Origin of the sequence: Marinifaba aquimaris (genome assembly GCF_013328345.1) — a bacterium.
GTDB lineage: Bacteria > Pseudomonadota > Gammaproteobacteria > Enterobacterales > Alteromonadaceae > Marinifaba > Marinifaba aquimaris.
In genome coordinates, this window is sequence record NZ_JABULX010000039.1 from 1 (window position 1) to 12,508 (window position 12,508).

14 protein-coding genes are annotated in these 12,508 nt (G+C 40.1%); 5 read left to right on the plus strand and 9 right to left on the minus strand.

From position 1 onward, the window contains the following. Positions 1-295: 295 nt before the first annotated feature. Positions 296-844, plus strand: coding sequence for a gamma carbonic anhydrase family protein (locus HR060_RS17425; protein ID WP_174201565.1), 549 nt, complete (start codon positions 296-298; stop codon positions 842-844). A 30-nt stretch (positions 845-874) separates the two neighbouring features. Here the strand turns inward: HR060_RS17425 and HR060_RS17430 are convergent, their stop codons facing one another. The 6 genes from HR060_RS17430 to HR060_RS17455 all read right to left on the minus strand — a co-directional run bounded on the left by HR060_RS17430 (position 875) and on the right by HR060_RS17455 (position 4,607). Continuing rightward, positions 875-1,105, minus strand: coding sequence for a hypothetical protein (locus tag HR060_RS17430; RefSeq protein WP_174201566.1), 231 nt, complete (start codon positions 1,103-1,105; stop codon positions 875-877). 18 nt (positions 1,106-1,123) lie between these two features. Further along, complete coding sequence (aroE, locus tag HR060_RS17435) at positions 1,124-1,936, minus strand: shikimate dehydrogenase (RefSeq protein WP_174201567.1); 813 nt, start codon at positions 1,934-1,936, stop codon at positions 1,124-1,126. Between the two features lie 96 nt (positions 1,937-2,032). After that, positions 2,033-2,584, minus strand: a complete 552-nt coding sequence (locus HR060_RS17440) for a hypothetical protein (RefSeq protein ID WP_174201568.1) — start codon at positions 2,582-2,584, stop codon at positions 2,033-2,035. Positions 2,585-2,622: 38 nt separating this feature from the next. After that, positions 2,623-3,048 (minus strand): group II truncated hemoglobin, encoded by a 426-nt coding sequence (locus tag HR060_RS17445; protein ID WP_343044271.1) that lies wholly within the window; start codon positions 3,046-3,048, stop codon positions 2,623-2,625. Positions 3,049-3,130: 82 nt separating this feature from the next. Then, the gene (locus HR060_RS17450) at positions 3,131-4,099 is read right to left on the minus strand and encodes a peroxiredoxin family protein (RefSeq protein WP_174201569.1); all 969 of its coding nucleotides are present in this window, start codon (positions 4,097-4,099) and stop codon (positions 3,131-3,133) included. Beyond that, positions 4,092-4,607, minus strand: coding sequence for a TlpA disulfide reductase family protein (locus HR060_RS17455; protein ID WP_174201570.1), 516 nt, complete (start codon positions 4,605-4,607; stop codon positions 4,092-4,094). Before HR060_RS17455 ends, HR060_RS17450 begins: the two co-directional genes overlap by 8 nt. A 253-nt stretch (positions 4,608-4,860) precedes the next feature. On the opposite strand from HR060_RS17455, the gene HR060_RS17460 reads away from it, so the two are divergent. The 4 genes from HR060_RS17460 to HR060_RS17475 all read left to right on the plus strand — a co-directional run bounded on the left by HR060_RS17460 (position 4,861) and on the right by HR060_RS17475 (position 10,565). Then, complete coding sequence (locus HR060_RS17460; protein WP_174201571.1) at positions 4,861-7,362, plus strand: winged helix-turn-helix domain-containing protein; 2,502 nt, start codon at positions 4,861-4,863, stop codon at positions 7,360-7,362. 146 nt (positions 7,363-7,508) lie between these two features. Further along, complete coding sequence (locus HR060_RS17465) at positions 7,509-9,506, plus strand: methyl-accepting chemotaxis protein (protein ID WP_174201572.1); 1,998 nt, start codon at positions 7,509-7,511, stop codon at positions 9,504-9,506. 158 nt (positions 9,507-9,664) lie between these two features. Next, positions 9,665-10,075: a hypothetical protein gene (locus HR060_RS17470; protein WP_174201573.1), complete on the plus strand. Its 411-nt coding sequence runs from the start codon at positions 9,665-9,667 to the stop codon at positions 10,073-10,075. 76 nt (positions 10,076-10,151) lie between these two features. Next, positions 10,152-10,565 carry a YqaA family protein gene (locus HR060_RS17475; RefSeq protein ID WP_174201598.1) on the plus strand — a complete coding sequence of 138 codons (414 nt, stop codon included), beginning with the start codon at positions 10,152-10,154 and terminating at the stop codon, positions 10,563-10,565. A gap of 86 nt (positions 10,566-10,651) precedes the next feature. Here the strand turns inward: HR060_RS17475 and HR060_RS17480 are convergent, their stop codons facing one another. The 3 genes from HR060_RS17480 to tsaC form a co-directional block, all read right to left on the minus strand. After that, positions 10,652-10,891 (minus strand): hypothetical protein, encoded by a 240-nt coding sequence (locus tag HR060_RS17480; protein WP_174201574.1) that lies wholly within the window; start codon positions 10,889-10,891, stop codon positions 10,652-10,654. Between the two features lie 140 nt (positions 10,892-11,031). Next, entirely contained in the window at positions 11,032-11,946 is a 915-nt protein-coding gene (gene hemF / locus HR060_RS17485; RefSeq protein WP_174201575.1) for an oxygen-dependent coproporphyrinogen oxidase, read from the minus strand. Further along, positions 11,943-12,506: an L-threonylcarbamoyladenylate synthase type 1 TsaC gene (gene tsaC, locus HR060_RS17490; protein WP_174201576.1), complete on the minus strand. Its 564-nt coding sequence runs from the start codon at positions 12,504-12,506 to the stop codon at positions 11,943-11,945. The genes hemF and tsaC overlap by 4 nt, the downstream gene beginning before the upstream one ends. Between the last annotated feature and the right edge of the window lie 2 nt (positions 12,507-12,508).

The window sequence follows — 12,508 nt, forward strand, 5'->3', positions numbered from 1 at the left end:
CATTATAGAGATCTAACTTCACCCGTCAACGCTTTTTTTGAAGTTTTTTAATAAAAATATGATCTTTTTTGTTTTTGGCTAAAAATCGCGCGAAACCTCTAAAATAAAGGCCTTTTATGTTAACAAGGTGTTTCAAATCATGTCTTTTTGCAGCTTATATACACTTAGATTATAAAAACTCTATTTTTATAAGTTTTCTTTTTATTGTCATATTTCAAACAACGGTATTTTGTTTTTATCGTTAGGCTAATTGTTTATTATCCACCTAACCTGTTTTATTAATCGGAACCTATCTATGAACCCTCTACGTAAATACCAAGGTATTACTCCTACTATTGGTGATGACTGTTATATTGATCCTGCCTGCATATTAGTTGGTGATATTACAATTGGTCGTGACTCAAGTGTTTGGCCTTTAGTTGCTGCACGAGGCGATGTTAATAAAATTACCATTGGCGATCGCACTAATGTTCAAGATGGGGCGGTATTACATGTTACCCGCTCTTCTTCATCTAACCCTGATGGCTATCCACTTGTTATTGGTAACGATGTAACACTTGGTCACAAAGCAATGTTACACGGCTGCACTTTAGGTGATCGTATATTAGTGGGAATGGGGGCAATTATTTTAGATGGTGCAGTCATTCAAGATGATGTCATGATTGCTGCAGGCGCTTTAGTTTCACCGGGCAAAGTCTTAGAGAGTGGTTATCTATATAGAGGGAGTCCAGCTAAGCAAGCTAGGCCTTTGACTGCAGCAGAAATCCAATTCTTAAAGCAGTCTGCTGATAATTATGTATTAACTAAAAACGAATACTTAGATGATTTAGCAGACCAAGCCTAAACTTGGTCTAGTGATTCACTGCAATAGTGTTTATATGTGAAGGTGAATTTCTTCACCTTCTAATTCATTTTCCTCTAGCCAAAGCTCAGTAACTTCTTCTAGATCATACTTGGTACAAGTATCGATACTTGCCTGGTGTTTAAGTTGTGGAGAGTGAAAATAGATCGTCACCATCTGACCCGACACCATACCAGTAAGGCGCCAGGCATCCGCTTCTTTATCAAAAGTTAAATCGTCATTAAATAAGATGGCTTGGTTCATGTTCTTTTTACTCTAACGTTACGATTGGCGCAGCGCTTGGATAACCGTTTGTGTTTCTGGTTTTACTTCGCGCCAGATCTCAAAACTGACAGCCGCTTGCCCTACTAACATTCCTAAGCCATCTAACGATGTTTGACAACCATTACTCAGTGCCCATTCAACAAAAACAGTTGGTTTATTGCCATAAGCCATATCATAAGCAAATCCACCTTGGCTGAAGATTGTTGCCGGTACAGGTGGTAACTCATCAGATAAGCTAGCCGATGTTGAATTGATGACAACGTCAAACCCGGTACTTTGCTCCAACTCTTTTTCTGTCATTGCTGTAATATTGCCATAATCAGCAAAATGTTCAGCTAAGTTTTGCGCTTTGCTATGCGTTCTATTGAAAATGACTAATTGCTCTGGCTGACAATCTAACAAAGGTTTAATCACACCTCGAGCGGCACCGCCAGCACCTATGAGTAATATTCGCTTATTCAGTGGTGCTTGATGACTTTGTAGATCATTTACTAAACCCGCACCATCTGTGTTATCTGCGCTGATTGTTCCATCTTCATTAAAGGTTAATGTATTGACGGCTTCAGCAAGTTGGGCTCGTTCCGAAATGTGGTCAGCTACTTTAAAAGCATCTTCTTTAAATGGCACAGTCACATTACAGCCTTTACCACCGTCGGCGACAAAGGTATTAACGGCCTCAGCAAACTGGCCAATTTCAGCTTTAATCGCCGTGTATTGCAAAGCTTGCTCAGTTTGCTTAGCAAACTCAGTGTGAATGAGTGGTGATTTCGAGTGGCTAATTGGGTTACCAAAAACGGCGTATTTATCCATGGAAAATCCAGCTTGTAATCGTTATTTTTTAATGTGGCTAATTTTAACCTAATTGCTTGATGGTGAACATAATAGAAGTCAGCTTGCATAGGTCAGCTAATAAGGAATGACATAAAGTAACTTTTTGCCTAAGAAAGAGTGGCTGTATTTGACTTCAACTCTCTGCCCAATATGAACCTCATTCCATTCAAGTAATGGACGCTTACACAAAACACCATATTCATCTTGAAAAGATTCAAGTCTAAGGCATCTATCGAGTTGCTTAGTATGATATTTATCTAATACCCAAGTGACTTCGGTCGTTGCTGACGCTAATGATAGATGTAGTAAATACCCAAACCCAAAATGCAACGTTGTATTCAAAAAAAAGCAGATAAAGGCGACCTTCACAGGGAAGAGCCATTTTGATGTTTGGCTTCTAAAAGCGTCACTGTCGTAAGGGTTGTGTTCAGAGCGAACCACCTTGTAACTGACACTCACGATATAAATACTGAAGGCTAATAAAGGTAAAAACATCCACTCTATAATGTGCTCTGCTATTACATAGCTTTCGCCGAATATAACCACAATAGGGCCGAAAAACATCAAAAAAAGGGCAACCGAAAACAAAGTCTGCCTTAAATGGTCATGCCACTTTTGTCTAAACATTAAAACTCAATTCCTTTTGTTTCTCTAAAGCTTAGTGATTAACCATGCGAGACAGGGCAAGTATCAGTATTTTTCATATGATGCGCTAACTTAGTGATTGGCTCGCGTATCGCCTCTCTTGCTTCATCGTGTTTAACCGTTTGATCAAGTGCTTTATTCATGCAGTAAAGCCATTGCTCGATCATTTGGTCGTCTACTTTAAATGGCAAATGACGAGCTCTTAACATAGGGTGACCGTATTTTTCTTCAAATAAACCTGGGCCACCTAACCAACCCGATAAAAATTCGAAAAACTTTTCGCGAATTTTATCCATAGGCTGTGGATGAATAGCGAGTAATTCTTTGGCAAACGGGTCTGTTTGCATAATGTCGTAGAAAGTATTAGCTAAGAGGAGGGTTCCTTTCTCACCGCCAATGGCTTGATAAGCGGTCTTGGGTTTGCGATTAAATAAATTACCTAACACGTGAATACTCTACAACAATAAAAGAGCAGCGATTATAACAAAAACCGCTGCTCTGAGTTATCGCTGCTAGTTATAACTTGGATTAGTGCAACCTATCACCCCGGCTGACAATCTTGCCTTGGCTATCTAACTCTATTTGATAAGGCGTAGCAAAAACATCAAAGTGTTTAAATAGCTGATTTTGATAATCAAACGCTAAAGGCAATGTTAACTGATATTTTTCAGCAAAGGCCTTAGCATGTTTTTCATCAACATAATAAGAATTCACAACCGCAAGCCATGCTTGAGTAGGCTGTGTTGCCACCATTTGATTGAGTTTATCAAGTTGGTTTTCACAATCGGGAAATTGCGGCATAGGACACAAGCTATCGATAAATACCAATTTGATCGTTTTGTCCTTTGATAATGTTTGCCATTGCTCAGTTAAGTTAAAAGTTTGACCTGTTAGTAAGGTGAAATCGAGTTCATTGAGCTGCTTTGGTTCATTGGATGTCATTACATCCGTTTTATTCACGTTACTTGATAGCGCAATGCCTACTAATTTTTGTTCCGGATACCTTTGTTGTAACCACGTCTCTAACTGAGCTTGCTCACCTTTAAATAACACTTGGCCGTTATCGATAACTAAATGAAGCCCTTGCTGCCACACACCGAGTTGACGCATTAGGGTATATTGACGGTCTAATACCAGAGGTTTAGTCATCGGATAGTGACTAACAAATTCGTCTAATTGCGCTTTTGTCACATTAAATTCAGGTTGTAACCAAATTTGCTGACTCTGTTGTTTAAAACTATCGGGTAAGCGGCTGACAAAATTAATATGGCTATCGATACTGCCAGAGTATTCATACCAAATATCAAAAATAATCAAATGCTGAAGTTTATCCTTATCTATATCGACTGGCTTGCCATCAATGCCTGTCAATTCAGGCCAAGTTAACCCAGCTGATGAAGTATGAGTATCGACATCTTTTTCAGTTTGCGCCCAGCTAAATGCAGTGACATAACCTAAAAGAGCCAATAGAATAATAATCAAGAATGGTTTATTCATTTGATGCCCCTTCTGAGAAAGCAAGTTGCGTAGCTTGTTGATTAAGCAGGTCATCTAATTTATCTGTTGCTAAATAAGTGCGGTATTTAATCTGGCCTGTTTTGTCGATAAGGATATGATGCGGTGTGCCAATAACACCAAATTGTTGCGTCAGCTGCCCTTGTTCATCAAAGATAGTGGCAACTTGATAACCTTCTTTTTTGTAGAGCGTATTAATATTGGCAACCGAGTCACTGATACCTACATTAATGGCGATCACTTTAATATCATCGCCATAAGTATCATCTATATGTTGCAAGTGTGGCATTTCAGCCAAGCAGTAATGGCACCATGTCGCCCAAAATTTTAAATACACAGCTTGTTTACCCAAATAATCATTTAGGTCTATCTGTTCTCCGGCAAGCGTTGTTGCCTTAAACGCAAACTGTTCAGATGTTTTAGCTTGTAGTTGGTGACTCAGCACCAAGCTGCAAATAATGATAAAGCTGTATAGTTTGATGTAGCGCATATCGCTCTCCACTTTAAAGTTAAAAACTGAGCTGCCAACATTCATTGGCAATATGCAGTCAGTTATAACGAGTGGCTTAGATTTGATATCAAATTTGGATAAAATCTAGCTCAAATCTTTCTCAAATTTGTCTTTTTTGCTCTGTATTTAAGCGATTTAGCCAATATTTTAAGACCGAATAAGATGAATCAATTTGAGTTTTGTCCTCGCTATCCAATAAAATGAAAGTCCATTAGGCGTAATAGAAATCGACATGACAATAAGCCAATACCAATTTGATGAGTTTGTTTTTGATACCGAAAAAGGTTGTTTGTTTTCACATAATGAACAGGATGAATTGGTAGAGGTAAAAATACGCCATAAGGTTGCAGAGCTACTACAGTACTTAATTGAACACGCAGACTCTGTAGTCAGTAAAGATGAGTTACTGGACAACTTATGGGCTAATGACTATCGAGAAGCGGCGCTAACACAAAGTATCGGCGAGTTGAGAAAGGCATTAGGAGACAGCGCCAAAGCATCGATTTACATCAAAACATACCCACAACGCGGTTATCAATTTGTTGGAATTGCTGAGCCTTGTGATATCTCATTGCCCGCACAGAAAAAAGAAGTACAGCTTGATTTAGTTGATGCCGTAGCAAGTGCCGAAGCAGCTGAAGCCAAAGCGCAATTAGAACAAACCCAAGCACAGAGTGACCAAGAGTCACCACAAAACAAACATCAAATTACCAGTATTAATATAGCAATAGGCATCGTCTTTGTTGCTATTGTTTGGTTCTTCTTAAATTTGAATACGGATAATCAACCTGCGCCTGACGTACCCGATAAGCCCGTCAGCACAGATACAAAAACGGCAACAGCTGAAATAGAGCACTTGCTGGTTTTACCTTTTATCAATCAAACCCAAGACCCCAATATGCGCTGGTTAGAATTGGGGCTAGCCGATATGCTCGCTATCGATATACAAAGCTCTTTACCTAGTACTTCTACTTCACATTCTCCCAACCATACCTTGCAAATTATTCCTCCAGCCACCGCCAGCCAGTTAGTCTTACAATCCAACCTCAACTGGCCAAGCTTACCGGTTAACATTCAGAGCCTACTAAAAAAGCAAAATTTTGATGTTGCGCTATTTGCCGCAGTGAGGTTAGTCGACGGACAACAGGTACTCGATTATCAATTAATTTTTGCCGATGGCACAATCGAACAAGCAAGCTTAACTTATGAGTCATTAGTGGCTAATACCCATGTCATTAGTCAGCAAGTTTTATCTGCACTGCAGCCAAAAGAACAACACTCCAACCCATTACCAGCACTAGACCCAATTGCAGGCCAAGCCATTGCTCAAGGCATGCAAGCACTTAGAACAAGTGGCCCCATTGAAGCAGAACGTTATTTTAGAGCAGCACTTGCCATCACAGATGAAGCTTGGGTTAATGCATTTTTAGCACAAAGCCTGTATCAACAAGGGAAATGGCGAGATGCCGAAACGTTACTTCAAGCGATTCCTGTATCGAGTCAACTACAAGACTCAAGCTTGGCGGCCTTTATCAAATACTACCAAGCAGAACTTGCATGGCGACGTGGTGATGCGGATCACCACAAAGCAATTGCTAAAGCCATTGAAAAAGCTGAAGCGGCGAATGATCACAAGCAAATTGCGCGAGCCTACAAATTACAGGCTAACCTCTCATGGCAGAATATGGACTGGGATAAACACAGTTATTGGTTAAATAAAGCAGATAGCCTATTAAGAATTGATAACGACCTTGCCCAGTCTGCTGATCGCTTCTTTTACATAGGCCACCCAACCAATACCGGTTTGGAAAAGTCACCCAATAATGACTTATCGCAAAACAAACGAGCCTTGCAAACTGCACTTAACTATTACCAAAAGTTAGATCACCAAGCGCAAGTGGCTGCTACAGAGTTAGCGATTGCGCAAAACTACAAATTTGATTTACCGGAAAGAGAAAGGGCACTCAATGCTGCCATTGAGCAGTATCAGCAGCTCAATATGCCATTTGAATTGGCGCAAAGTTATATTTATGCCGGATTTTATCAACTGCAACTGCATCAAGGGCTAAAAGCAGCTGCGTTTTTTAGCCAAGCTCGACAAATCGCAACAGCGCTAAACGCTCAACCCACCTTAGATATGCTCGACTTTTATGATGCGTTTGCGTTAATGGATCAAGGTTTAGAGCAACGCCAATTAGGCAAACACAGCCAAGATAAAGCCAAATTGGCACAAGCTAAAACATTGCTTGAGCAGTTTAACCAAGTCACTCAAGACAAAGTGATGCAAACCAGTAGCTTAGTATTTTTAGGTTGGATTTATGCCGACCTTGGACAAAATGAGCTCGCTATCGCACATTTAATGCGTGCAGAGCAGCAAGCTGAACGTTTGGCATTACCTGTTACTGCAAACTATGCCCGTTATTCACTGATGTATATTCACCTACAGCAAAAAGACTATCAAACCGTTATAAAGCTCGGAGAAAAGCCAATTGAAACGGCACTGCAAGCTAACTATTTAGCAAGAGCTTATTACCAAGCCGAGCAAACCGATAAAGCAGTATCAGTATTAACCGACTTTAAAACCTATTCACCTGAGCTTTGGCAAACAGAACAAGCAGACAAGCTCAGTTATTATCAAGCTCGCTTGACTGGCCAAGACACACCAATCACAGGTGTACTAGCCGATGAAGCTAAACCTCACTTAGTCTATTGCGAATCAGATTGGCTAATGTAATTAATAAAAATGATAAGTAACTGTTATTGCTATTATTTTTACCACCAGTCAAAAGTTGTTACTTTTTACTTCATCATATTCAATAAGAAACTTTTATAATTCACTGCTTATTTTTTAATTTCGTAAGACAAAAATAAATCGACCTGATGAATTACTCTAACCTTTCTCTTACTTCAAAGCTCGTTCTGAGTATTTGTGGAATCATTTCTCTTATTCTAGTGGGCTTATCTATATTTTTTATCGACAAAAGTGCAGCTGAAAATGAAGCAAAAATACAATCAGCTATCTCTAAAGTAGCCAGTGATGAAGCAAACAACATTAAGCAATTACTATCTAATCGCTATTACATACTCAAAACCACATTTGAAACTCCGACTCTACAAAAATGGATAAGCTCAAGAGAAAACATGTGGGAGCCACTTGAGCAAACGCCTTACCAAAATGTTAATAAATACTTGCAACATGTGGTGAATACAGAAACTGATTTAACCAGCTTATTTTACGCACCAATGCAAACAAGAGAATACTGGGACGAAAATGGGCGTATTCCTCAAAAAGTAATGGTTAGTCCAATTGAAGAAGTGCCATGGTGGAAGAAGACCATTGATGCTGGAAAGCCTGTGGTGAACGAACCTTTCGAAGATTCCAGAACGCGTGTTGTCTCTGCGGCTATAACAATGCCTGTATTAAACAAAGACCAGCAACAAATAGCCATTGCTGGAGTTGATCTAAAATTAAAGAGCATTCAAGACTACATCACAAATAATGCTAAATACGAAGGAAATGGACATGCCTTTTTATTTCAAAGCTCCGGAGAGCTAATTACGCTCCCACCTCAAACAAAAATTAATAGTAGACGTAAAAGATTATCTGATCTTGAAAATATCTCGGGTAACAAAGGTTTCAACCAGCTAAAAAATTCATCAACTCAAGTTAGCTATCATCAACTTATTTGGCAAGATAAAGAGCAACTTGTTGTTGTTGCACCTGTGGAACTCAGTACTCCAAAAATGCAGTGGCGATTAGCAATAATGTACCCCAAACAACTCGTTGAAGAGCCCATCAAGCAAACAACTTTGATTTTAGTGTTTATCACATTAGGTCTAGTATCAGCCGTTGCTATGATTTTAATTTACCTGATAAGAGTTAATTTAAAACCACTCAAAGAGATTGGCCAAGCGATGGAACAAATTGTCAATGGTGATGGCGATCTCACCTTAAGATTATCAGTTAAGAATGAAGATGAAATAGGGGTGCTCGCCAAGCTGTTTAATCAATTTGTTGTAAATGTCCACAATATTGTCAAAGACAGTTTAGTCGTCTCTAATCACGTTTATGACTCAAGTCAAACCATGCAAGATAAATTGCAACTGGCAGACCAAGCGGCTCAAAATCAAAACATAGAATTAGACATGATAGCGACGGCAACAACAGAACTATCGCAAGCCGTTAATGAAATATCGAGTAATGCCAATAACTCATCACAATCCACCATTAATGCAAAAGAGCAAGTAGTTGAAGGTATGAGCCTTGTTACACAAGCTGATCAGCAAATCAATGCGCTTGCCAACAATGTTCGTGCTAGTGAGGCACTTGTAGAAGAACTGCATACCAGTTCAGATCGCATTGGTGAGGTGCTCGATGTTATAGGCAATATTGCGGATCAGACTAATTTACTTGCTTTAAATGCTGCAATTGAAGCTGCAAGAGCAGGTGAGCATGGCAGAGGCTTTGCTGTCGTAGCAGATGAAGTCAGAACATTAGCTCGCCAAACGCAAGATTCAACATCAAACATACAAACATTAATCGACAATGTTCGCAATAATACTAAACAAGTATTTGACGTCATGGCCGAAAACCGTGCTCAAGCGGAGCAAAGTGTTGAAAATGCTCAATCTCTTTATGAAAAGCTAACGTCATTAACGGAGCAAGTAACAGGGATTCAAGAACAATCGATACAAATCGCTGATTCGACATCTCAACAGTCCGTGGCTTTAGAAGATATATCGCAAAATTTAGTTAGCACCAAAGATTTTGCCAATAGTACAACTAGCTTAATGGACGAAGCTAGCCGAGCAGGTAAAGAGCTACAAGAAACAACCACCAATTTATTAGAGAAATTAAAACAATTTAAAACTAATTAATACCTGTTTTAAACCATTAGATGTGCGCAGCTGAAGTTGCGCACAATGCCATATTTGGCCTAACTGGATTTATCTTTGCTTTACAATTAAGCTCATTTTTAATAGGTAACGTACAATAAAATATCTTCTTTTTTCCATACTGAGTCGCCCTTCAATACATGTTTTCAGCAAGACCAAAACGCCAACGTAATTATCGCGTTAAAAAAGGCAGTATTTTAGATGAGAATATCGATCGTCAAATCATTGCTATCCACAGAGCCATTGCCGAGAAAATTTGGCAACAACCAGTACTTGCGATGCAGGTTAGGGACAAATTAGAAGAACGCTATGAGTTAGGTAAAATTCGTTATGGTGCATACTTGCACTGGCTGTCTTTACTAGAAAACTTGCAGGCTGAGCGCGTTAATAAAGAGACGTTTATCTTTGGCCTATGTGAAGACTCACCAACGATGCGAAAATGGCGACGCGTTACCCCTTTTGTCGGTATATTGACAGAGCAAGAACGACAAGCGGCATTAGATGCTGATGCCGCTGGTAATTTAGATAGCTTAGGCCATTACTTTGTTTGAACAGATTGGTAGATTAAAAGTGATGGGGTAAAATCAGCAGCACTTACATCACGCTATTTTAACTGGGTTTATCATGCTGCTCTACCTATCCCTTTTTGCATCCGCTTTTATTGCAGCTACCTTGTTACCCGCGTTTTCTGAAGTCCATTTAGGCATATTAGTCGACAAGGGACTGAACCCATTTTTACTTTGGCTCGCAGCGACATCAGGGAACTCACTGGGCGCTTTTGTCAATTATTGGTTAGGCACTCAAGTATTACGCTTTCAACACAAAGCTTGGTTTCCAGTTAAACCTAAACAACTCGAGAAAGCCCATCAACAATTTGAGCGCTATGGAATTTGGAGCTTATTATTTGCGTGGTTACCTATTGTCGGCGACCCACTCACTTTCATTGCGGGCATCTTGCGCTGTAACTTTTGGCTATTTGCGCTATTGGTAACAATAGGTAAAGGCTTGCGCTATGCAATCGTCCTGTTAGTCGTGTTATAAAATAGATAAACGCGTCAGTACCCTTTGATAAAGCGTCACTGACGCATTTATTTGACTAGCAAAGTGCTATGCCAAGCCTAATTTATCTACATACACTGTAATATTTTCATTGGTTTATCAGCCCCCATCACACAACCTCGTTGCTCATCAGTTGCTGCTTTACATTCTGCTGATAACTTACTGCTACTTGGTGCTTTGTCTTTCAACACCGCTTTAATATGTGCAACCACTTTATCGCATTCGCTAGCTGGCACAGGTTGCTCACTACAGCTTGCTAATAAACAAATACTGATAATGGCAGGAACAGACGTCTTCAGTAATTTCATAATCAATCCTTTTACGAGGTGAGTTAACTGAATTTAGACGCTATTGAGATTTTTGCTAATAAATAGATAGGGTGAAGAGAAGAAGTACGAATATATCAGTGGGCTTTAACCGATTTGTTAAAACCCAGATATCACAGTGATTAGTTGAGCTCTGCTGACCAGTCTCTCGGTTTGAGGTAATCATCATACAGTACAGCTTCAGCCGAACCTGGCTCGGGCGTAAAGTTGTACTCCCAACGCGCAAGCGGTGGCATCGACATTAAAATAGACTCAGTTCGTCCACCCGATTGCAGCCCAAATAAGGTGCCTCGGTCAAATACCAAATTAAACTCGACATAGCGACCACGACGGTATAGCTGGAATTGTCTTTGCTGCTCAGTAACAGGCGTGTCTTTGCGTTTATTCATAATTGGTACATACGCATCAATAAAGCCATATCCCACGGCTTTGATGTAATCAAAACACGTTTGATAGTCCCATTGGTTTAAGTCATCAAAAAATAAACCGCCTACACCACGTGTTTCATTGCGATGCTTCAAGAAGAAATAATCATCACACCACTTTTTATGTTCGTTATAAACGTTTTCACCAAATGGCTGACATAAATCTTTGGCAACCTGGTGCCAATGTAAAACATCTTCTTTAACCGGATAGAAAGGTGTTAAATCAAAACCACCACCAAACCACCAAACAGGCTCTTCACCTTCTTTTTCAGCAACAAAAAAGCGTACATTGGCATGTGATGTTGGGATATGTGGGTTTTTGGGATGGATCACTAAAGACACACCGCACGCTTGCCAAGTTCGTCCTGCAAGTTCAGGGCGATGTGCAGTTGCAGAAGGTGGAAGTTGATTACCCGAAACATAAGAGAAGTTTACGCCACCTTGCTCAATGACATTACCATCGGTCAATACGCGTGTGCGGCCACCACCACCTTCTTTGCGCTGCCAGTTGTCTTCAACAAACTGCGCTTGGCCATCAGCTTGTTCTAAAGCCGTACAGATATCATCTTGTAGTTGTTTTAAAAAGTCGATTACCGGTTCAATTGCACTCATGCGCGGAACACTTCCCCTGTTAATGCATCAATAATTTGAGATGGTTGAGTATACCCTAAGGTTTTACCTTTAATGATAAAATCAACGGCATCACCTACATCTTGTTCTGCTTGCTGCCAAGTTCTGGCTGGTTCTTCACCCGAATAGTTACAACTCGTCGAAACAACAGGTTTACCTGTAGCCTGACATAAGTCGACAACATCTTGCTGGCTCGTGATACGCACAGCAATCGTATCAAATTGCCCCGTTAAGAATTTTGCAGTATCGCGATTAGCAGGTACAACATGGGTAATTCCATCGGGCCAACGCGCTAACATTTCTTCTCTTTTTTGCTCTGGGATCGCAGCTTCATCAATATAGGGTAAGAGTTGTGAGTAGTCGCCCGCCAATAAAATTAAGCCTTTTTCCACAGGGCGATTTTTAATGGCTAAGATTTTTTCCACTGCTGCTTGATTGTCCGGATCACACCCCAAACCAAATACGGCCTCGGTCGGATAAGCAATAACGCCACCTTGCAAAAATGCTTCTGCAGCTGTTTTAGCGTGCTCAACTTGGCTCATTT